Genomic DNA, 23,045 nt, shown 5'->3' on the forward strand with positions numbered 1-23,045 from the left:
ATCGGAGGATGACAAAATGATCGAACGTTATACGCGACCGGAAATGGGCGCCATCTGGACAGAAGAAAACAAGTTTAAAGCATGGCTTGAAGTAGAAATTTTAGCTTGTGAAGCATGGTCTGAGCTTGGTGAAATCCCGAAGGAAGACGTAAAAAAATTACGCGAGAATGCAAGCTTCGACATTGACCGCATTAATGAAATCGAGCTCGAAACACGTCATGATGTTGTCGCATTTACTCGTGCTGTTTCTGAAACGCTTGGCGAAGAGCGTAAATGGGTTCATTACGGTTTAACGTCAACAGATGTTGTCGATACAGCACTTTCTTACTTGCTTAAACAGGCAAACGACATTTTGCGTAAAGACATCGAAAATTTCATCGAAATCCTCCGCAATAAGGCGATTGAACATAAACATACAGTGATGATGGGCCGTACGCATGGTGTTCATGCTGAGCCGACAACATTCGGCTTGAAGATGGCACTCTGGTACGAAGAAATGAAACGAAATCTTGAACGTTTCAATGACGCAGCAGAAGGTGTTCAATACGGAAAAATTTCGGGCGCTGTCGGAACATATGCAAACATTGACCCGTTTGTTGAAAAATACGTATGTGAAAAACTCGGAACAAAGCCGGCTCCAGTATCAACGCAGACACTGCAGCGTGACCGTCATGCTCATTACATGGCAGCACTTGCACTCGTGGCAGCATCTATCGAAAAATTTGCAACAGAAGTACGCGGATTGCAAAAATCAGAGACGCGTGAAGTGGAAGAGTTTTTCGCAAAAGGGCAAAAAGGATCTTCCGCCATGCCGCATAAGCGCAACCCGATCGGATCGGAAAATATGGTAGGTCTAGCTCGTGTCATCCGTGGCCACATGGTGACAGCGTACGAAAACGTTTCTCTTTGGCACGAACGCGATATTTCACATTCATCGGCAGAGCGCGTTATTTTACCGGATGCGACAATTGCCCTTAACTACATGCTGAACCGTTTCGGCAACATAGTGAAAAATTTGACAGTCTTCCCGGACAATATGAAACGAAACATGGACCGCACACTTGGCTTAATTTATTCACAGCGCGTGCTTCTTGCATTGATCGACAAAGGCATGGCGCGTGAAGCAGCATATGACACGGTTCAGCCGCGCGCGATGGAAGCATGGGATAAGCAAGTTCAATTCCGTTCTCTTGTGGAAGCTGACGAAACCATTACATCGAAGTTAACAGCTGAGGAAATTGCTGATTGTTTCGACTACAACTACCATTTAAAGCACGTTGACACGATCTTTGACCGTATTGGTCTTAAATAACGCTTATTCCTAAATAGGGAGGAACCGGACATGAATAAAGGGAAACAGCTTTATGAGGGAAAAGCAAAACGTATTTATGCAACGGATCAGGAAGATATCGTCTGGATTGAATATAAAAACTCGGCAACGGCCTTTAATGGCGAAAAGAAAGCAGAAATTGACGGTAAAGGGCGCCTTAACAATTTAATTACCGGTCTTCTTTTCAAAAAACTCGCGGAACACGGAATCGAGTCTCATTTTGTCGAGCAGCTGTCAGAGAACGAGCAGCTCGTGAAGCATGTAAATATCATTCCGCTTGAAGTTGTTGTCCGAAATGCTGCGGCAGGCAGCATTGCAAAACGTCTCGGTTTTGAAGAAGGTACACCGTTCAAAGAACCGATTGTTGAATTTTATTATAAAGATGACGCGCTTGGTGATCCGCTCTTGACAGAAGATCACATTAAAATTTTAGAAGCAGCGACACCAGAAGAAGTGCAGTTTTTGAAAAAAGAAGCACTCCGAGTGAATGAGGTTCTTGTACCGCTTTTTAGCGATATGGATATTGAGTTAATCGACTTTAAAATCGAGCTCGGCAAAGATAAAAACGGCAGCATTTTGCTGGCGGATGAAATTTCTCCAGATACATGCCGTCTTTGGGAAAAAGGCACGAAGCGCAAGTTGGATAAGGATCTTTTCCGCCGTGACCTTGGCGGGTTAACAGAAGCATATACGGAAATTTATAACCGATTGGGAGGAACTCTATAATGTATAAAGTTAAAGTTTACGTCACACTTCGCGAAAGCGTATTGGATCCACAAGGAAAAGCTGTTCAGCAGTCATTATCAAGCCTGGGCTACAACGGTGTGGAAGACGTTCGCATCGGAAAATACATGGAGCTTCAATTTGACGATACAGTAACGGATGTAGAGGGCACTGTGAAAGAAGTGTGTGAAAAACTATTGTCTAACCCGGTTATTGAAGATTACCGATATGAAATCGAGGAGAGTGCGAAACAGTGAAATTTGCAGTCATCGTATTTCCAGGGTCCAACTGTGATGTGGACATGTACCATGCAGTAAAAGACGAGCTCGGTGAACAAGTTGATTTAGTATGGCACGATGCAGATAATCTTGACCAATACGACGGTATTTTGCTTCCAGGCGGTTTCTCATATGGCGATTACTTGCGTTCAGGCGCGATCGCGCATATGTCAAAAGTGATGGCAGCCGTGAAAAAAGCAGCAGAAGCAGGAAAGCCGGTTCTTGGAGTATGCAACGGATTCCAAATTTTGCTTGAATCCGGTCTTCTTCCAGGGGCTATGCTTCGAAACAAAAACTTGAAATTCATTTGCCGTACAGTAGAACTTGCGGTTGAAAATAACGAAACAATGTTTACTTCTCTATACGAAAAAGGCGAGAAAATCCGCATTCCAGTTGCGCACGGTGAAGGCAACTATTACTGCGATGATGAAACACTTGCAAAGCTGCAAGCCAATAATCAAATCGCATTTACGTATGCGAGCGATGTGAATGGAAGCCTTTCTGATATCGCTGGCATTACAAATGAAAAAGGCAACGTACTCGGCATGATGCCGCATCCGGAGCGGGCTGTTGATGATCTTCTTGGCAGCGCAGACGGACTTAAACTTTTCCAATCAATTGTGAAACACTGGAGGGACTCTCATGTCGTTAACGCTTGAACCAAATCCACAACAAATTAAAGATGAAAAGCTGTACCGTACAATGGGCTTGACGGACGAAGAATTCGAAAAAGCAACAGAAATTATTGGACGTTTACCAAACTACACGGAAACAGGTCTTTTCTCCGTTATGTGGTCCGAGCATTGCAGTTATAAAAATTCAAAGCCCGTTCTTCGCAAATTCCCGACAGAAGGCGAGCACGTTCTTCAAGGACCGGGCGAAGGTGCCGGCATTGTGGATATTGGTGATGGGCAAGCGGTTGTATTTAAAATCGAGAGTCACAACCATCCATCAGCGATTGAGCCATACCAAGGTGCTGCAACGGGTGTCGGCGGCATCATCCGTGACGTATTCTCTATGGGTGCGCGTCCGGTGGCGATTTTAAACTCCCTTCGTTTCGGTGAACTTGAAACGTCTCGTGTGAAATATTTATTTGAAGAAGTTGTTGCTGGAATTGCCGGTTACGGAAACTGCATCGGGATTCCAACAGTCGGCGGTGAAATTCAGTTTGATCCTTCTTATGATGGCAACCCGCTTGTAAACGCAATGTGTGTGGGCTTAATTGACCATAAAGACATTCAAAAAGGACAGGCAAAAGGCGTTGGCAACACGGTCATGTATGTTGGAGCGAAAACAGGGCGCGATGGTATTCACGGTGCAACATTCGCATCGGAAGAACTAAGTGAAAGTTCTGAAGAAAAAAGACCGGCTGTACAAGTAGGCGATCCATTCATGGAAAAATTGCTTCTGGAAGCGTGCCTTGAACTCATTCATAACGATGCTCTTATTGGCATTCAAGATATGGGTGCTGCGGGTCTTACAAGTTCATCTGCTGAAATGGCATCAAAATCCGGTTCCGGTATGGAAATGAACCTTGACTTAATTCCACAGCGTGAAACGGGCATGACCCCGTACGAAATGATGCTTTCTGAATCACAGGAACGTATGTTGATCGTTGTGAAAAAAGGACGCGAAAAAGAAATTGAAGACTTATTTGCAAAATACGGTCTTGAAGCGGCATCTGTTGGTGTTGTAACGGATGATAAAATGCTTCGTCTCCTTCACAAAGGAGAAGTAGCGGCAGAAGTACCGGTTGATGCGCTTGCAGAAGATGCACCGGTTTACCATAAACCATCTGCTGAACCTCAATACTTCCGTGATTTCCAGGCGATGGAACCAAAAACGCCTGAGGTTGCAGACTATAACGAAACACTCGTGAAATTGCTGCAGCAGCCGACCATTTCAAGCAAAGAGTGGGTATACGATCAATACGATTACCAAGTAAGAACAAATACAGTGGTCGCACCGGGTTCTGATGCAGCCGTTATTCGTCTGCGCGGTACAAACAAGGCACTTGCGATGACAACAGACTGTAATTCCCGCTACATTTACCTTGATCCGAAAACGGGCGGGAAAATTGCAGTGGCAGAAGCAGCGCGTAACATTATTTGTTCAGGTGCAAGCCCCCTCGCCATCACAGACGGCTTAAACTATGGAAGCCCTGAAAATCCAGGTGTGTTCTGGCAGCTGGAAGAGTCAGCTGACGGCATTAGTGAAGCATGTCTTGCACTTCAATCACCGGTTATCGGCGGAAATGTATCGTTATATAACGAAACAAACGGCACAGCGATTTACCCGACACCAATTATTGGGATGGTTGGCTTAATCGAAGATGTTGCTCACATTACAACGCAGGCAGCAAAACAGGCTGGCGACCTTGTTTATGTAATTGGCGACGCTGAAAACGAATTTGGCGGAAGTGAATTGCAAAAAATGACTAACGGCGGCGAAATTTTCGGAAAGTCACCGGTGATTGATTTAACGGTTGAAAAAGCACGCCAAGACGCTTTACTTGCGGCGATTCAAACAGGTATTGTTCAGTCAGCGCACGATATTTCAGAAGGCGGCTTTGCGGTTGCACTTGTTGAAAAATTATTTGGCACCGGCTTTGGCGCTAACGTTTCACTTGAAGGTGAAGCGACAGCAGCATTATTTGCGGAAACGCAATCCCGTTTTATCGTGACAGTAAAAGCAGAAAATAAAGAAGCATTTGAAGCAGCAGTAAAAGATGCAAAACATATCGGCGAAGTAACAGCGGAACAAGTCGTTTCAATTCAAGTTAACGGAGAAGAAGTGGTACAGGCACCAGTCAAGAAATGCGAGGATGCCTGGAAAGGAGCTATTCCATGCTTGCTGAACTCAGAGGCTTAAATGAAGAGTGTGGCGTTTTCGGTGTCTTTGGCCATGAAAATGCATCACAAATCACTTATTACGGTCTTCAAAGCTTGCAGCACCGCGGACAGGAAGGCGCTGGCGTCGTCATGAGTGACGGCGAGAGGCTTCGCGGTCATAAAGGTGAAGGACTTGTCACAGAAATTTTCAATCAAGATATCGTCAACGGACTGACAGGATCAGCAGCAATCGGACACGTGCGTTACCAGACAGCAGGAGGAGGCGGCTACCAGAATGTACAGCCGCTTTTGTTTCATTTCCAGACAGGCAGCCTGGCGCTCGCCCACAATGGAAACCTCGTTAATGCGACATCGTTAAAGCGTGAACTGGAAGCGCAGGGCAGCATTTTCCAGACAACGTCTGACACAGAAGTGCTCGCGCATTTAATTCGGCGCAGCAGCTACGGTTCGATGAAAGACCGGTTGAAAACGGCGCTTTCGATGGTGAAAGGGGCCTACGCATTTCTTATCATGACAGAAAAAGAAATGCACGTTGCCCTCGATCCACAGGGACTTCGACCGTTGTCAATCGGCAAGCTGGGCAGCGCATATGTTGTTGCATCTGAAACGTGTGCATTTGATATTATCGGCGCTGAATTTTTGCGCGACGTAGCGCCGGGCGAGCTCATTACGATTAATGAAGACGGCCTGCATTCGGAGCAGTTTGCAGCCGCTGTAAGTGATGCAATGTGCACGATGGAATACGTGTATTTCTCCCGTCCAGACAGCGATATTAATGGAATTAATGTTCATAGTGCTCGGAAACGCCTTGGGAAAATGCTCGCAAAAGAAGTGGACCCGGCTGTATTAGAAGCGGATGTCGTGACGGGTGTTCCAGATTCCAGCATCTCTGCTGCAATCGGTTTTGCGGAAGCAACAGGCATTCCTTATGAATTAGGTCTTATTAAAAATCGCTATGTGGGCCGGACATTTATTCAGCCTTCTCAGACGCTTCGTGAGCAAGGGGTAAAGATGAAGCTTTCTCCTGTCCGCGGCGTAATTGAAGGGAAAAAAGTTGTCATGGTGGACGATTCGATCGTACGTGGCACGACCAGCAGAAGGATTGTCACGATGCTGAAAGAAGCGGGGGCGAAAGAAGTCCATGTGGTTATAAGTTCACCGCCAATTAAACATCCGTGCTTTTATGGTATTGATACGTCTGAAAAAGGCGAATTGATTGCAGCACATTATTCGAATGAGGAATTACGCGAACTGATCGGTGCCGATTCATTAACGTACTTAAGTGTAGAAGGCACCATTGAAGCAATCGGACATCGTAAAAATGAGCTCGGTGAATGCGGTCAGTGTATGGCTTGCTTTACCGGGGAGTACCCGACGGAAATTTTCCCGGATACACAGCATCCACATGATAAAGAAATTATGTGCTAACTTTAAGGAGGAGAAACAATGGCAAAGTCGTATGAAGCAGCCGGTGTAAATATTGAAGCTGGCTACGAAGCGGTTGAAAGAATGAAAAAACATGTAGAGCGCACGAAACGGGCCGGTGTCATGGGGGCGCTCGGCAGTTTTGGCGGCATGTTTGACCTGTCCTCTTTAAATTTAAAAGAGCCGGTTCTCGTTTCGGGAACGGACGGCGTCGGCACAAAATTGAAGCTTGCGTTCATGATGGATAAACATGACACAATCGGCGTGGACTGCGTTGCGATGTGCGTTAACGATGTTGTTGTACAAGGGGCAGAACCGCTCTTTTTTCTGGATTACATCGCGTGCGGTAAAGCCGTACCGGAAAAAATCGAGCAAATCGTTAAAGGTGTTGCAGATGGCTGTGAACAGGCAGGCTGTGCACTAATTGGCGGCGAAACAGCGGAAATGCCTGGTCTTTATGATGAAGAAGAATACGATATGGCAGGTTTTACAGTCGGTGCGGTTGAAAAAAGCGCCGTTGTAACAGGTGAGAATGTGAAAGAAGGCGACGTATTGATTGGTCTTGCTTCAAGTGGCATCCATAGCAATGGGTATTCACTTGTGCGGAAAATCTTCTTTGAAAAGCATAACCTTTCAGTTGATGCGAATGTGGAAGGCTTATCTGTACCGCTTGGTGAAGCATTGATTGAACCGACTCGTATTTATGTAAAGCCTGTTCTTTCTGTATTGAAAGAAGCAAAAGTGAACGGAATGGCGCATATAACAGGCGGAGGGTTTGTTGAAAATATTCCGCGCGCGCTTCCGGATGGACTTGGTGCATCAATTGAAGAGGGCTCATGGCCGGTTCCAGACATTTTTAATGTTTTAGAAACTTACGGTGAGCTTGATCGGCAAGAAATGTACAACATTTTTAACATGGGTATTGGTTTCGTGTTAATCGTTGCTCAGGAAGAGGAAGAAAACGTAAAAGCGGTACTTGAGTCAGCGGGTGAAAAAGCGTACACAATCGGACGAGTGGCAAGCGGCGAAGGAGTTACCGTTCAATGACGAAAATTGCCTTATTTGCTTCCGGGAGCGGGAGCAACGTGCAGGCAATTGCAGAGGCGATTGAAGCAGGGAAAGTACCTGCCGAGATCGTCTTGCTCGTCTGCGACAAACCGGATGCATTCGTTGTGGAACGTGCTGAAAAGCTAGGCATCCCGGTATTCGCGTTTAAGCCGGCAAGTTTCGAATCGAAAGAAGCGTTTGAAGCCGAAATCGCATCCCGTCTCCACACAGCAGGGGCGGAGTATATCTTTTTAGCGGGCTATATGCGGCTGATTGGTCCAACATTACTCGCAGCGTACCGTAACCGCATTATTAACATACATCCATCGCTCTTACCTGCTTTCCAGGGAAAAGATGCAATTGGACAGGCATTTGAAGCGGGTGTGAAAATAACCGGTGTCACTGTCCATTTTGTCGATGAAGGCATGGATACAGGCCCGATTATTGATCAGGAATGCCTGCGGATCGAACATGGCATGACTCGACATGGCCTGCAAAAAGCAATTCAAAAAATAGAACACAGTCTTTATCCGAACGTCATAACAAATCTTTTGAATGGAAATAGGGAGGAACAGAACTGATGACAAAACGCGCATTAATCAGCGTATCAGACAAAAGCGGAGTGACTGAATTTGCGAGAGAAATCGCAGCGCTTGGCTATGAAATTGTCTCAACAGGCGGAACGAAAAAAATGCTTGCAGAAGCAGGTGTACCGGTAAAAGGTGTGACAGATGTAACAGGATTTCCAGAAATATTGGAAGGCCGTGTGAAAACACTCAATCCATATATTCATGGAGGACTGCTTGCAAAACATGGTGAACCGGACCATCAAAAACAGCTTGACGAGCATAACATTCAGCCGATTGATATCGTTTGTGTCAATCTGTATCCATTCCAGGAAACAATCGCAAAACCAGACGTCACAACGGAAGATGCAATCGAAAACATCGATATCGGCGGTCCGGCAATGCTGCGTGCGTCCGCAAAAAACCATGAATATGTAACAGTCATTGTGGATTCAAGCGACTACACGCAAGTATTAGCGGAACTGAAAGGCGATGGAAAAACGACGCTTGAAACACGCCGCAAACTGGCAGCGAAAGTATTCCGTCACACTGCAGCGTATGATGCAATGATCGCTGGTTTCATGACAGATCTTTCAGGCGAAGAAAATCCAGAAAAATTAACGGTGACATACGAATTAAAGCAGTCGCTTCGTTACGGGGAAAATCCGCATCAAAAAGCGGCGTTTTACTCGCAGCCATTAGGATCTTCTTTTTCGGTTGCCCGTGCAAAACAGCTTCACGGAAAAGAGCTGTCGTACAACAACATTCGTGACACAGATGCTGCACTTCAAATCGTTAAAGAATTCGAAGAACCGGCAGCCGTTGCGGTGAAGCATATGAATCCATGCGGCATTGGCGCCGGCGCTACGATCGAAGAAGCATATGCCCGTGCATACGAAGCAGATCCAACGTCTATTTTTGGCGGGATTGTTGCTCTTAACCGTCCTGTTTCAAAAGAGCTTGCTGAAAAGTTACATGAAATTTTCCTTGAAATCATCGTTGCTCCTTCATTTGACGAGGACGCGGTTGAAGTGCTTTCTAAAAAGAAAAACATTCGCCTTTTAACGCTTGATTTTGCAAACGGCAAAAAAGGGGAAAAAGTCTTGACGTCTGTTGAAGGCGGTCTTTTAGCACAGGATCTCGACGAGTTGTCTCTAGCGAATGCAGATGTAAAAGTGGCGACGAAACGTGAACCGACTGAAGAAGAATGGACAGCATTGAAACTTGGCTGGAAAGTCGTCAAACATGTGAAATCAAATGCAATTGTCGTAACAGATGACAAAATGACGCTTGGCGTCGGGGCAGGTCAAATGAACCGTGTAGGCGCGGCGAAAATTGCGCTTGAGCAGGCAGGCGAAAAAGCGAAAGGTGCTGCTCTTGCATCAGATGCTTTCTTCCCGATGGATGATACAGTAGAGGCGGCGGCAAAAGCCGGCATTACAGCGATCATTCAGCCAGGCGGATCGATTAAAGATGAAGATTCAATTAAAAAAGCTGATGAATACGGCATTGCAATGGTCTTGACGGGCATCAGACATTTTAAACATTAATAGGGGGTTACTTCATATGAACGTACTCGTAGTCGGACGGGGCGGACGGGAGCATGCCATCTGCAAAAAAGTGGCGGAGAGCCCGCTGGTTGAAAATGTATTTTGCGCGCCGGGAAATGCCGGAATCAGCCGTGATGCACATATTGTGAATATCGATGAAATGAACTTTGCAGACATTGCGGCTTTTGCGAAGGAACAAAAAGTAGGTCTTGTGATCGTTGGACCTGAAAACCCGTTAGAAGCAGGGATTACGGATTATTTGAAAAAAGAAGGCTTAAACGTATTTGGCCCAAATCAAAATGCGGCGATTTTGGAAGGAAGCAAGTCCTTTTCTAAAATGATGATGGAAAAGTACAACATTCCAACAGCCCGCTACCAGTCGTTTGAAGATTATGAAGCTGCGAAAGCTTACATTGAAAAAGAAGGCGCACCGATCGTTCTAAAAGCAGACGGGCTAGCTGCCGGTAAAGGTGTAACAGTGGCATTGACTCTCGAAGATGCGCTTGCGTCTCTTGATGACATGATGCTGGATAAAAAATTTGGCGATGCGTCTGCACGTGTTGTTGTAGAACAGTATTTGCAGGGAGAAGAATATTCACTAATGGCATTCGTACACGGTGAAAATGTCTATCCGATGGAAGCTGCTCAAGACCACAAGCGTGCATATGATAACGACGAAGGTCCAAACACAGGCGGAATGGGTGCTTATTCACCTGTACCTCATATTTCACAGGCGGTCAATGACCAGTCTGTTGAAGAAATTATTCGTCCAATTGCAAAAGGCATGGTGCAGGAAGGACGTTCGTTTACGGGTATCATTTTTGCCGGTTTGATGCTGACGGAAGAAGGACCGAAAACAATTGAATTTAATGCCCGTTTCGGTGATCCGGAAACACAAGTCGTCTTGCCGCGTCTTGAAAACGACCTTGTCCAGGTGATGATGGATGTGCTTGATGGGAAAGACCCACAGCTCACTTGGAAAGACGAGTCGGTTTTAGGAGTTGTTCTCGCAGCGAAAGGCTATCCGGAAGCATATGATAAAGGCAATGAATTGAAAGGTCTTGATCAAATCGAGTCCGGTTCGGTTATTCATGCCGGCACGTATTCTGAAGGTGACGGGGTAATTCGTGCGAACGGCGGACGTGTTCTGCTTGTGACGGGGAGCGGTTCGAATCCGACAGAAGCGCAGCAAAAAGCGTATGAAAAAATCAAGAATATCGATACTGAAAACTTCTTTTACCGCAGCGATATCGGCAGCCGTGCCATTGCAAAAGCGGGATTGTAATTGATAAGACTGTCTCCTCTCGAGGCAGTCTTTTTTGTGTAAAATGGGACGAGAATAGGTAAGTTTATGCGATGAAAAATCCTGATGAAACGTTGCATGCAAGTTTCTTGCCAAAGGTTCAAAGTTTATTCACAATTTCAGTTATTCTTTAGTGCGTTAATATGTGATATATGGTAAGATGATGGCAATCATATAATTGAAAGCGATGTCATTTTTGAGAGGGACGATTGTCATGCCTGATGGAAAATATAGATGGAAAAATAAACAGCTGCGTGAACAAATCGCAGTTATTGAAAATAAAAAAGCACCGACTCTTGTACTGAAAAATGCCCGGTATTTACACTCTGCTCTGAAACGCTGGATGACCGGAAACATATGGGTGTATGAGGATCGGATTGTATATATAGGCGATAACATGCCGGTTTCAGCTGGTGAAATTTACGATTGTTCAGGCAAAACGGTTGTACCAGGCTACATTGAACCGCATGTACATCCATTTTTGCTCTACAATCCAAAGACGTTTGCAGAATATGCATCTCAGAGAGGCACGACAACCTTTATTAATGATAACTTAATGATGCTTTTGGCTCTTCAAAAAAAGAAAGCGTTTTCGTTAATCGAAGAACTAAACCGTCTGCCGGTTTCAATGTATTGGTGGTGCCGGTATGATGCACAGACAGAGCCTGATAATGAAGATGACATTTTTGCAAATGGAACAATTAATTCATGGCTGGAGCATGATAGTGTGATTCAAGGCGGTGAATTAACTGGCTGGCCGAAGCTTTTAGACGGCGATGATATGATGTTGTACTGGATGCAGGAAACAAGAGGAATGAAAAAACGGATTGAAGGCCATTTTCCAGGTGCTTCTGAAAAAACATTAATGAAAATGACGCTGTTAGGCGCAGACGGAGATCATGAGTCAATGAGCGGTCAAGATGTTCTCAAACGACTTATGAATGGGATGATGGTAACACTGCGCCATTCATCCATTCGACCGGATCTGGAGAAACTGTTGACGGAAATGAAAGAACTGGACCTTGATCAATACGATATGATGATGTTCACGACAGATGGTCCGTCTCCGTCTTTTTGCGAAGAGGGCATTACGGACAGAATGATACAGATCGCCATCAATCACGGTGTGCCGCCAATAGATGCGTATCATATGGCGTCTTACAATGCAGCACGTTATTATCGGATGGAACATTTGCATGGCATGATTGCACCGGGACGTCTGGCAAGTGTCAATATTTTAATAGATGAATTTCATCCAACCCCAGAAGCGGTTCTGGCAAATGGAATTTGGGTCAAGAAAAGCGGAATGGAAGCCGCTCCTTTTATGGACGTGCAGTGGCAGCAGTTCGGCCATATGAAAATGCGTTTCGATTGGGAACTGACTGAAGATGATCTGCAGTTTTCGATGCCTTTCGGTATAGAAATGGTGAACAATGTTATTACGAAGCCATGTAACGTGATTAAAGACATGGCGGGTGAACATTTTTATATGGATGAAGATCAAAATTATCTTGTGCTCCTTGATTATCAAGGAAAGTGGCGTGTCAATACGACAATAAAAGGTTTTGCAAATAACGTACAGGGCTTTGCCTCTTCCTTTTCGAGCACCGAGGATATAGTGTTAATCGGTTCATCAAAAGAAGAAATGAAACGCGCGTTTGACCGAATGCAGGAAATTGGCGGCGGAATTGTCTTATCAGAAAATGGGAGAATTATACACGAGATACCTCTTGCTTTATCTGGAATTATGTCGGATCAGCCTTTTGAAACGGTGATTGAACAGGAACGGACATTGAAGAAACTGCTTACTGAACGAGGGTATCCTTTTGATGATCCCATTTATTCGTTATTATTTTTAACATCGACACATTTACCGTATATTAGACTTACATCGCAGGGCATGTACGACGTTATGAAGAAAACGGTACTCTTTCCGACGATAATGCGTTAAAATAGTAAAGTGAAAACTGTTTTCGGAGTGTCGATATGAGAAAAAAATGGATTGCAGTCGTTGCAGCGGCTGTATTGCTTGGCGGTTGTGCAAGTTCGCAGCCAGTTCATAATAATAAACAAATGAAAACAAGTCCGCTTACCGGTTTAGAAAAGAATAATGTAGATCGCCGTGCGGTGGCAGTTGTCATCAGCAATCATCCCGAAGCGCGTCCGCAAACGGCGCTGGAAGATGCGGATCTTGTGTATGAAATGTTGACGGAAGGCAATATAACACGTTTTCTTGCTATATATCAAAGTGAATATCCGGAAATTGCTGGTCCGGTTCGCAGTGCACGAGATTATTTTGTCGAATTGTCTTCAGGTTACGATGCGTTATTTTTGGCACACGGCTATAGCCCGGAAGCAAAAGAGATGCTTTTTTCCGGCAGCATAGACCAACTAAATGGGATACAGCACGATGGAGATATATTTAAACGGGATCGTGCCCGCAAAGCGCCTCATAACTCTTATGTGTATTTTGAAGAAGCGCTTGAAGCGGCTGAAAAGAAGGAATATAAGATGGATTCTGCTCCATCAAGGATAACATTTTTATCAAAAGAGGATGAGTCATCTTTGAGTGGAGAGCCTGCTTCAAACGTTGTTGTACGCTCTTCCAAAAATGAGTTGTTCGATGCAGCGTATGAGTTTGACGGTGAATCGTATATACGCAAGATCGACGGAGTTGAATTGACCGCTCAAAATATATTTGTTGTGGAAGCGGATCATCGTGTTGTTGATGGAAAAGGCCGTCTTGATATTGATTTGACATCAGGGGGAGATGCCTTTTTAATTCAAAATGGCGTAATGAATATGGTGAAATGGCAAAATCAAAACGGACGAATTATACCGTACACAGAAAAAGGTGCAGCATTTACACCGGGAAGAACGTGGATCCATGTTGTACCTGCTTCTAGAGGGCTGAATAAAGCAGTGGATGTAGAAAATGAGGGTGAAGGGAATGGAAGCTGATCATGCAGATAGATAAACTAAGGGGAAAAGAGCTTGACCAGCTGTTTCAAGCAGTTCTATCTCTTCGGGATATGGAAGAATGCTATCGTTTTTTTGACGATCTGTGCACAGTTAATGAAATTCAATCACTTGCACAGCGTTTAGAAGTGGCGCGTATGCTTCAGGAAGGGAAAACGTATCATAAAATTGAAACGGAAACGGGGGCCTCAACGGCAACGATTTCACGTGTAAAACGCTGCTTGAACTACGGCAACGACGGATACGAATTTGTATTAAAACGAGTTCATGGAAAAGAAGAATGATGTGGAAGCTGTCTCGATTAGGGACAGCTTTTCTTGTGTGCAAAAGAAGGATGTAAGAACGGTTCTCACAACCGTTTCGAATAGCAGGCGAACTATGCATTTCGATGTTATAATAGGGAGTTGTAACTGAATGATTGGAGGTTTCCACGCATGTATGATGTTCGTGAGTGGCGGCATGTGTTTAAATTAGACCCTAATAAAGAGATTGATGATGAGCTGCTTGAGCGCGTGTGCGAGTCCAATACCGATGCGGTTGTGGTCGGCGGATCAGATGGAGTGACGCTTGAGAATGTGCTTGATTTACTGGTTCGTGTGCGCCGTTATCCAGTGCCATGTGTGCTGGAAGTGTCATCTATTGAGATGGTGACACCGGGCTTTGATTTATATTTTATTCCGACTGTTTTAAACAGTACAGATTCAAACTGGATTACCGGACTTCATTTTGAAGCAATGAAAGAATACGGCGAGCTGATGAATCCGGACGAATTGATCGTAGAAGGCTACTGTATTGCAAATCCAGACAGCAAAGCGGCAATATTAACGCAGGCCAAGAAGGAACTCGATACGGAAGACATAGCAGCATATGCCCGGATGACCGGTCATTTGTTAAAACTGCCGGTTTTTTATCTTGAATACAGCGGCATGTACGGAGATATTACGGCGGTTCAAAAGACGGCGGATATTTTACGTGACACAAATACAACGTTCATTTACGGAGGCGGAATCCGTACAGCAGAACAGGCGGAAGAAATTGGACAGTATGCCGATGTGATCGTCGTCGGAAATTCCATTTATGATATGCCGGAAGAAGCGTTAAAAACCGTCGAGGCGGTCAAAAATAATGTATAATAAGAACAAACGTTTTGAATGGTGGTGGCAGCATGCAATTTTTAACTGATCGATTATTAAACGGCTTGAATCCGGAACAGCAGGAAGCTGTAAAGACGACAGAAGGACCGCTTTTAATTATGGCGGGTGCCGGATCCGGCAAAACGCGAGTCTTGACACATAGAATTGCGTATTTAATTGTTGAAAAAGAAGTGAATCCATATAATATCCTTGCGTTGACATTTACGAATAAAGCGGCGAGGGAAATGAAAGACCGAATAGGCGCATTGCTTGGCGGAGCGGCGGAAGAAATTTGGATGTCAACGTTCCACTCAATGTGTGTGCGTATTTTACGCCGTGATATTGACCGGATAGGCTATAGCCGGAATTTCACCATTTTAGACACCGCCGATCAGCTGTCCGTTATAAAAAGTATTTTAAAAGACCTCAACATTGATCCGAAAAAATTTGATCCTCGTGCATTGCTGGGGGCAATCAGTTCGTCGAAAAACGTTCTCGTTGACGCGGACACATTCGCAAAGCGACAGGGCGGCTACCAGGATCAAGTGACGTCTGATGTATATAAGGAATATGAAAAGCGATTGAAAAAAAATCAAGCGCTTGATTTTGACGATTTAATTATGCTGACGATCCGCTTGTTTGAACGTGTGCCGGAAGTGCTTGAGTTTTATCAGCGAAAATTTCAATACATTCATGTGGATGAATATCAGGATACGAATAAGTCGCAATATACGCTCGTGAAATTACTCGCGAGCCGCTTCCAAAACTTATGTGTTGTCGGTGACAGTGATCAAAGTATATATCGCTGGCGCGGTGCAGATATTGCCAACATATTATCGTTTGAAAAAGACTATCCACATGCTGTATCCATTTTTCTTGAACAAAATTACCGCTCAACCAAACGGATTTTGAAGGCAGCAAATGAAGTAATTGAAAATAACTCCAACAGGAAGCCGAAAAAGCTCTGGACAGAAAATGCAGACGGGAAAAAAATAGCTTATTTCCGTGCAGACAGTGAGCGGACAGAAGCGGAGTTTGTTGCGGGGAAAATAAAAGAATTATCGGCTTCAGGACGAAAAATGTCCGAGTTTGCCGTTTTGTACCGAACGAATGCGCAGTCGCGTCTTATTGAGGAAACACTTATGAAGTCGAACATTGACTATACGATCGTCGGCGGGATTAAGTTCTACGACCGGAAAGAGATTAAAGATTTGCTGGCGTATCTGCGTCTTATTGCGAACCCGGATGACGATATCAGCCTTGCGCGCGTTATCAATGTGCCGAAGCGGGGTCTTGGCTCCACATCACTTGATAAAATTGCCCGCTATGCACAGGAACATGATATATCGATGTATAATGCGCTGGCAGAAGTCGATTTTATTGGATTAAGCGGAAAAGCGGCAAACGCGGCTGCAGATTTCCGAAATCTCATTCATATTTATACGCAGCAGCAGGAATATCTATCTGTCTCTGAACTTGTTGAAGAAGTAATTGACCGAACTGGCTATGTAGACATGCTAGCAGCGGAGAAAACGATTGAATCACAAACAAGAATTGAAAACATTGAGGAGTTTTTATCTGTCACTAAAGCGTTTGAAGAATCGAGTGAAGATAAAACTTTGATTGCCTTTTTGACAGATCTAGCTCTTGTCGCTGACATTGACCAGCTTGGGAAAGAAGAAGAACCGACTGAATCGGTCGTGCTGATGACGCTTCATTCTGCGAAAGGTCTTGAATTTCCAGTTGTCTTTTTGATTGGAATGGAAGAAGGTGTTTTCCCTCACAGCCGGTCGCTTATGGACGATGAGGAGATGGAAGAAGAGCGGCGCCTTGCCTATGTGGGGATTACGCGGGCTGAGAATGAACTGTATCTAACAAATGCGGAAATGCGCACGTTATACGGCAGAACCAATATGAATCCTGTGTCGCGTTTTATCAGTGAAATTCCGGAAGATTTGCTTGAAGCAGAAAACGTGGCCAGCCAAGTGAAAAAACCTGGTCCTTTTGGGCAGAAGAGCCGTCCTGCCGTACGTCCACAACCAAATGCAGCTGCACAGCTGAATTGGAAAGTCGGCGATAAAGCGGCACATAAAAAATGGGGGACAGGAACGGTTGTGGCTGTCAAAGGAAGCGGCGACAGCACAGAACTTGATATTGCATTTCCTAGCCCAACCGGCATAAAACGACTATTAGCACAATTTGCGCCGATTGAAAAAGCGTAATCGAAAGGACGAAAAATATGGATGTAACCGCTGCGGAACAACGGGTGCAGGAGCTGCATGTGATTTTAAATAAGTACAGTTATGAGTATTATGTCATCGATCAGCCTTCTGTTCCTGACGCTGAATACGATAGGCTGTTAAAAGAGCTCTCGGATCTAGAAGCGGAATTCCCACAGCTTCAGACACCGGACTCACCGACGCAGCGCGTAGGTGGCGCGGTGCTTGATGCGTTTCAAAAAGTGCGGCATGATGTGCCGATGTTAAGTCTGGGAAACGCTTTTGATGAAGCGGGATTACGTGATTTTGACCGGCGTGTCGGACAACTGATTGGCAGTCACGATTATTCTTATGTATGTGAATTGAAAATTGATGGTCTCGCGGTTTCACTAAAATACGAAAATGGCTTGTTTGTCCAAGGTGCGACACGCGGTGACGGGACAACAGGGGAAGACATTACCGCAAATCTTAAAACAATTCACTCGATCCCGCTCCGTTTGAAAAAGCCGTTTACTATGGAAGTGCGCGGTGAAGCGTTTATGCCGAAGCAATCGTTTATTGCCCTGAATGCTATTCGGGATGAGCGAGGTGAAGAGCCATTTGCGAACCCGCGTAATGCGGCCGCAGGGTCTCTTCGACAGCTTGACCCGCGTAATGCGGCGTCACGCAATCTTGATATTTTCTTATACAGCATCGCGAATCCAGAATCGATTGATGTTGAATCACATAGCGAAGGGCTCGATATGCTTGATTCCCTTGGATTTAAAACGAACAAAGAACGGCGTGTATGCAAAACGATTGAAGACGTCATTCAATATGTGCGCGATCAGTCGGAAAAGCGGGCAAGTCTGCCGTATGACATTGATGGAATTGTCATTAAAGTGGACTCACTCAGCCAGCAGGATGAGCTGGGTTATACGGCAAAAAGCCCTCGATGGGCAACTGCGTATAAATTTCCGGCAGAAGAGGTAGTCACGAAACTCATTGACATTATATTAAGCGTCGGCAGAACGGGGGTCGTCACGCCGACTGCTGTGCTGCAGCCGGTACGTGTTGCTGGAACGACAGTCGGCCGCGCATCGCTTCACAATGAAGATTTAATTCGTGAAAAGGATATTCGCATCGGCGATATGGTCGTGGTGAAAAAAGCGGGAGATATTATCCCGGAAGTTGTAAGTGTTTTGACAGACCGCCGTTCAGGGGAAGAAAAAGAATTCCATATGCCGACTGAATGCCCGGAATGCGAAAGTGAGCTCGTCCGTTTGGAAGAAGAAGTGGCACTTCGCTGTATTAACCCGCAGTGCCCGGCACAAATTCGTGAAGGGATGAACCACTTTGTTTCCCGCAATGCAATGAACATTGACGGGCTCGGCGAAAAAGTGGTTGCCCAGCTGTACCGTGAAAAATTAATTAAAGATGTTGCCGACTTATATTCACTGAAAAAAGAGGAGTTAATTCAGCTGGAACGGATGGGAGAGAAATCAGCTGATAATTTACTGGCAGCGATTGAATTGTCCAAACAAAACTCTCTGGAACGTCTTTTATTTGGTCTTGGCATTCGTCATGTAGGCGCCAAAGCGGCGAAGACATTGGCAATGGAATTTGGGACGATGGACCGGTTAAAAGAGGCGTCTGCAGAAGAACTGACAGGGATACATGAAATCGGCAGTAAAATGGCTGACGCGGTCGTTCAGTATTTTGAGCAGCCGGAAGTGTCAGAACTGATCGGGAAATTGCGGGACGCTGGAGTAAATATGACGTATGATGGACCGGTCCGCATGCAGGAAATAGAAGGGGATTCGCCATTTGCGGGTAAAACCATTGTGCTGACCGGAAAATTGGAACAAATGACGCGAAATGAAGTGAAAGAGCGGATTGAAGCACTAGGAGGAAATGTAACCGGCAGCGTCAGTAAAAAAACAGACCTTGTCATTGCTGGTGCTGAAGCTGGATCAAAACTTGAAAAGGCTGAAAAACTCGGTGTGGAAGTATGGGATGAACAACGTTTACTGGATGAACTTACAAAATAAGAGGTGGCTTTTTTTGAAAAGAAAATGGTTTCTGTTGGCAGTGTCCATTGTATTGCTCTTAACAGGATGTGCACCTGCTCTGCAAAAAGATGATGAAGTCACGCAGGAAAATGGTGATGAGCAGACCGCGGTCATTCCAAGCTATCAAATTTCTGAAAACTATTACCGGACAATCGTACCGTTTGAACCGGGAAAAGCGCGCGGAATGGTCGTATCAAATTTGAACACACGGTTTGACATTATTGAATTTGAAACAGGATTAATGAGAATTGCTCAGGAGAATTTTTCTCCTGACGATCATTTTTTTCAAGAGGGACAAGTCCTTGAAAAAGATGTTGTCCGATCATGGATGCGCCGTAAATATACAGATGCTCAGCTGAAAGAAAATGAATTGACACCAGAAGAAAACCTTGGATTGAATCCGGTTGATAACGGAAAAGGTTCCGTAGATGAACGAAATGAGCGGGCTCCTATTTACCTTGCGCATATTATGGAGCATAATTATTTAACAAAAAAAGACGATAATTCCCTGCAGCTTGACGGTGTAGTGATTGGGCTGGCATTGAATTCGGTTCATTATTATCAGCGTGAACAATATGGCGCGCAGTACGAATTTACGATACCGGATGAGACGATTGAAGAAGAAGGCAAAAAAATTGCTGATCAGGTTGCGTCACGTCTCCGGGCAATGGATAAAACAAAAGACATACCGATCACCATCGCTTTATTTAAACAAGCGCCTCAAAACTCTGTTGTTGCCGGCAATTTTATTGCCTATACGCATCTAGATGCGGGTGATCAAGAGGTGAATGACTGGAAAAACTTAGATGAAGAGTATGTGCTTTTCCCATCGGCGGCTGCTGAAGAAGCACACCGTGAAGACGCAACCTATTTCTTGAATTTTAAACAGGACGTTGAGGAGTATTTTAATAATTTCAATGGAGTTGTCGGCAGGGCACTATACAGTGGCGGCGAATTATCCAGCTTGAAAATTGAAATCCCGATTCAGTTTTATGGAAAAGCGGAAGCGATTGGTTTTACGCAGTTTGTGACCGGACTTGTCATGGAGCATTTCCCTGCTTATGTGCCGATTGAAGTAAGCATAACATCAACGAGTGGAACAGAAGCGCTTATTGTAAAAGAAGCCAATGCGGAAGAACCGTTCGTTCATATTTACGAATAAGGAAAGCCTGATTTGATCAGCAACGATCAAATCAGGCTCTTTTTATTTACCTAAACAAAGAAAGTTGCATAAGGGCAATTTTTCGCATACAATATTAAAAAAAGAAAAAAGGATGGTGTGTATGGACGGAAATGTCTTGCTGGCACTGGGTTTAACACTTTTTGCAGGTTTAGCAACGGGTATTGGCAGTGCACTTGCGTTTTTCACATCTCGTACAAATACAAAGTTTCTTGCCTGGTCGCTCGGGTTTTCAGCAGGGGTCATGATTTATGTTTCGATGATCGAAATCTTTGTGAAAGCGAAAGATTCCCTTGTCAGCGAGCAAGGGGAGACAACAGGATATTGGATGACGGTGATCGGATTTTTTGCGGGGATGGCCGTTATTGCTTTAATTGATAAATTTATCCCCACTGCAGGAAATCCTCATGAAATTAAAACGGTAGAGGAATTTCATAAGGAACCAACACAAGAGGATCTCGAACGATTGAAAAAAATGGGGATTTTCACTGCTTTGGCGATTGCCATTCATAACTTTCCGGAAGGGATCGCGACGTTTGCTTCTGCGATACAAGATCCGAGTCTGGGGATAGCCATTGCCATTGCTGTTGCTATTCATAATATCCCCGAAGGCATTGCTGTTGCGGTACCGTTATATTTTGCAACAGGAAACCGGAAAAAAGCGTTTAAATGGTCATTTTTATCGGGGCTTTCTGAACCGGTCGGGGCAATCGTTGCCTGGCTCATTTTAATGCCATATTTAACAGATACAATGTTTGGGATCATTTTTGCGGCTGTAGCAGGAATTATGGTATTTATTTCACTTGATGAACTTCTGCCGGCCGCCCAAAAATATGATCAGACGCATCTTGCTATTTACGGCGTTGTCTCAGGCATGATCGTCATGGCACTTAGCTTATTGTTATTAATGTAAAAGGATGATGCACCATAACCTTAATGGTTTTGGTGTTTTTTTTGTAAATAAAAACTTTTTCGAAAAAAAGGGGTTGGCAAACTTTTCTTACTGTTATATAATACAAATTGTAAACAATAACTGTTTTATAACAAAGGGGATGTGTAAAATGGGGAATACGACGGAGCAACGTGTACAGCAATTGAAGCAGGAGTGGGCAAACGAATCACGCTGGAGAGGGATTGAGCGTCCATATACGGCGGAAGAAGTTATCAAACTTCGCGGTTCAATGGATATTGAACACACGCTTGCAAAACGCGGTGCGGAAAAATTATGGAACTTCGTGAATACAGAAGATTTCATTAATGCACTCGGAGCACTTACCGGAAACCAGGCTGTACAGCAAGTCAAAGCCGGTTTGAAAGCGATTTATTTGAGCGGCTGGCAAGTAGCGGCTGATGCGAACCTTTCAGGCAACATGTATCCGGATCAAAGTTTATACCCGGCAAACAGCGTACCAAACGTTGTAAAGCGCATTAACCAGGCCTTGCAGCGTGCAGACCAGATTGCCCACATGGAAGGCGATGATTCAATTGACTACTTCGCGCCAATCGTAGCAGATGCTGAAGCTGGTTTTGGGGGACAGCTGAATGTATTTGAGCTGATGAAAGGCATGATTGAAGCAGGCGCGGCAGGTGTTCACTTTGAGGATCAGCTTTCTTCTGAAAAAAAATGCGGACATCTTGGCGGGAAAGTATTGCTTCCTACACAGACAGCGGTTCGCAACTTAATTGCCGCACGTCTTGCAGCAGATGTTATGGGAACATCAACAATCCTAATTGCACGTACAGATGCGGATGCAGCGGACTTGATTACGAGCGATATCGATCCGACTGATGCCCCGTTCATTACAGGCGAACGCACGTCAGAAGGCTTTTTCCGGACAAAATCAGGCCTTGACCAGGCGATTGCACGCGGTTTGGCGTATGCTCCTTATGCGGATATGATCTGGTGCGAAACATCCGAGCCGAATTTGGAGGACGCACAGCGATTTGCGGATGCAATTCATGAAAAATTCCCGGGCAAACTGCTTGCATACAACTGCTCGCCATCGTTTAACTGGAAAGCGAAACTTGATGATGAAACAATCGAGAAATACCAAGTGGAACTTGGCAAGATGGGTTACAAATTCCAGTTCGTTACACTTGCAGGCTTCCATACATTAAATTACAGTATGTTCCAGCTTGCGAACGGATATAAAGATCGTGGAATGGGCGCATACTCTGAACTTCAGCAAGCGGAATTTGCAGCTGAAAAAGACGGCTACACAGCAACGCGCCATCAGCGTGAAGTAGGTACTGGCTACTTTGATGCTGTATCAATGGCTGTAACAAGCGGACAGTCTTCTACAACTGCATTGAAAGGCTCAACAGAAGAAGCGCAATTCCAGACAAACTGATTTTTATCCGAACAAAGGGGTCTGTGTTACATTGGGGGATGTAAAATAGATTCGTGAG

The 23,045-nt window shown here is 44.8% G+C and carries 19 protein-coding genes; all 19 read left to right on the forward strand.

Features of this window, described 5'->3' with window-relative positions:
• The first annotated feature begins 16 nt into the window (after positions 1–16).
• The 19 genes from purB (at position 17) to aceA (ending at position 22,987) form a co-directional block, all read left to right on the forward strand.
• Complete coding sequence (gene purB, locus BTO28_RS03345) at positions 17–1,312, forward strand: adenylosuccinate lyase (RefSeq protein WP_076764033.1); 1,296 nt, start codon at positions 17–19, stop codon at positions 1,310–1,312.
• A gap of 30 nt (positions 1,313–1,342) precedes the next feature.
• Positions 1,343–2,056: a phosphoribosylaminoimidazolesuccinocarboxamide synthase gene (gene purC, locus BTO28_RS03350; RefSeq protein WP_076764035.1), complete on the forward strand. Its 714-nt coding sequence runs from the start codon at positions 1,343–1,345 to the stop codon at positions 2,054–2,056.
• Positions 2,056–2,310 (forward strand): phosphoribosylformylglycinamidine synthase subunit PurS, encoded by a 255-nt coding sequence (gene purS / locus BTO28_RS03355; protein ID WP_018395498.1) that lies wholly within the window; start codon positions 2,056–2,058, stop codon positions 2,308–2,310. Before purC ends, purS begins: the two co-directional genes overlap by 1 nt.
• Positions 2,307–2,990, forward strand: a complete 684-nt coding sequence (gene purQ / locus BTO28_RS03360) for a phosphoribosylformylglycinamidine synthase subunit PurQ (RefSeq protein WP_076764037.1) — start codon at positions 2,307–2,309, stop codon at positions 2,988–2,990. The genes purS and purQ overlap by 4 nt, the downstream gene beginning before the upstream one ends.
• Positions 2,974–5,202 (forward strand): phosphoribosylformylglycinamidine synthase subunit PurL, encoded by a 2,229-nt coding sequence (gene purL / locus BTO28_RS03365; RefSeq protein ID WP_076764038.1) that lies wholly within the window; start codon positions 2,974–2,976, stop codon positions 5,200–5,202. The genes purQ and purL overlap by 17 nt, the downstream gene beginning before the upstream one ends.
• Positions 5,178–6,611 (forward strand): amidophosphoribosyltransferase, encoded by a 1,434-nt coding sequence (purF, locus tag BTO28_RS03370; RefSeq protein WP_076764040.1) that lies wholly within the window; start codon positions 5,178–5,180, stop codon positions 6,609–6,611. Before purL ends, purF begins: the two co-directional genes overlap by 25 nt.
• A gap of 18 nt (positions 6,612–6,629) precedes the next feature.
• Positions 6,630–7,655 carry a phosphoribosylformylglycinamidine cyclo-ligase gene (gene purM, locus BTO28_RS03375; RefSeq protein WP_076764042.1) on the forward strand — a complete coding sequence of 342 codons (1,026 nt, stop codon included), beginning with the start codon at positions 6,630–6,632 and terminating at the stop codon, positions 7,653–7,655.
• Positions 7,652–8,236, forward strand: a complete 585-nt coding sequence (gene purN, locus BTO28_RS03380) for a phosphoribosylglycinamide formyltransferase (RefSeq protein ID WP_076764044.1) — start codon at positions 7,652–7,654, stop codon at positions 8,234–8,236. The genes purM and purN overlap by 4 nt, the downstream gene beginning before the upstream one ends.
• Positions 8,236–9,771, forward strand: coding sequence for a bifunctional phosphoribosylaminoimidazolecarboxamide formyltransferase/IMP cyclohydrolase (gene purH / locus BTO28_RS03385; protein ID WP_076764046.1), 1,536 nt, complete (start codon positions 8,236–8,238; stop codon positions 9,769–9,771). The genes purN and purH overlap by 1 nt, the downstream gene beginning before the upstream one ends.
• 16 nt (positions 9,772–9,787) lie before the next feature.
• Positions 9,788–11,056, forward strand: coding sequence for a phosphoribosylamine--glycine ligase (gene purD / locus BTO28_RS03390; RefSeq protein WP_076764048.1), 1,269 nt, complete (start codon positions 9,788–9,790; stop codon positions 11,054–11,056).
• A 232-nt stretch (positions 11,057–11,288) separates the two neighbouring features.
• Positions 11,289–13,025 (forward strand): adenine deaminase C-terminal domain-containing protein, encoded by a 1,737-nt coding sequence (locus BTO28_RS03395; protein ID WP_076764050.1) that lies wholly within the window; start codon positions 11,289–11,291, stop codon positions 13,023–13,025.
• 35 nt (positions 13,026–13,060) lie between these two features.
• On the forward strand, positions 13,061–14,035 hold the full coding sequence (locus BTO28_RS03400) for a DUF3048 domain-containing protein (protein ID WP_076764052.1): 975 nt from the start codon (positions 13,061–13,063) through the stop codon (positions 14,033–14,035).
• A 2-nt stretch (positions 14,036–14,037) separates the two neighbouring features.
• Positions 14,038–14,337, forward strand: coding sequence for a YerC/YecD family TrpR-related protein (locus tag BTO28_RS03405; RefSeq protein WP_076764053.1), 300 nt, complete (start codon positions 14,038–14,040; stop codon positions 14,335–14,337).
• 150 nt (positions 14,338–14,487) lie between these two features.
• Positions 14,488–15,186: a heptaprenylglyceryl phosphate synthase gene (gene pcrB, locus BTO28_RS03410; protein WP_076764055.1), complete on the forward strand. Its 699-nt coding sequence runs from the start codon at positions 14,488–14,490 to the stop codon at positions 15,184–15,186.
• 32 nt (positions 15,187–15,218) lie between these two features.
• Positions 15,219–17,408, forward strand: coding sequence for a DNA helicase PcrA (gene pcrA, locus BTO28_RS03415; protein WP_076764057.1), 2,190 nt, complete (start codon positions 15,219–15,221; stop codon positions 17,406–17,408).
• A gap of 17 nt (positions 17,409–17,425) precedes the next feature.
• Positions 17,426–19,435, forward strand: a complete 2,010-nt coding sequence (gene ligA / locus BTO28_RS03420; RefSeq protein WP_076764059.1) for an NAD-dependent DNA ligase LigA — start codon at positions 17,426–17,428, stop codon at positions 19,433–19,435.
• A complete protein-coding gene (locus BTO28_RS03425; RefSeq protein WP_076764298.1) occupies positions 19,419–20,618 on the forward strand; it encodes a CamS family sex pheromone protein in 1,200 nt (399 codons plus the stop codon). The genes ligA and BTO28_RS03425 overlap by 17 nt, the downstream gene beginning before the upstream one ends.
• Positions 20,619–20,739: 121 nt before the next feature.
• Positions 20,740–21,549 carry a zinc transporter ZupT gene (gene zupT / locus BTO28_RS03430; RefSeq protein ID WP_076764060.1) on the forward strand — a complete coding sequence of 270 codons (810 nt, stop codon included), beginning with the start codon at positions 20,740–20,742 and terminating at the stop codon, positions 21,547–21,549.
• Between the two features lie 148 nt (positions 21,550–21,697).
• The gene (gene aceA / locus BTO28_RS03435; RefSeq protein ID WP_076764062.1) at positions 21,698–22,987 is read left to right on the forward strand and encodes an isocitrate lyase; all 1,290 of its coding nucleotides are present in this window, start codon (positions 21,698–21,700) and stop codon (positions 22,985–22,987) included.
• The last annotated feature ends 58 nt before the right edge of the window (positions 22,988–23,045 follow it).

The organism is Domibacillus epiphyticus (assembly GCF_001975785.1).
Taxonomy (GTDB): Bacteria; Bacillota; Bacilli; order Bacillales; family Domibacillaceae; genus Domibacillus; species Domibacillus epiphyticus.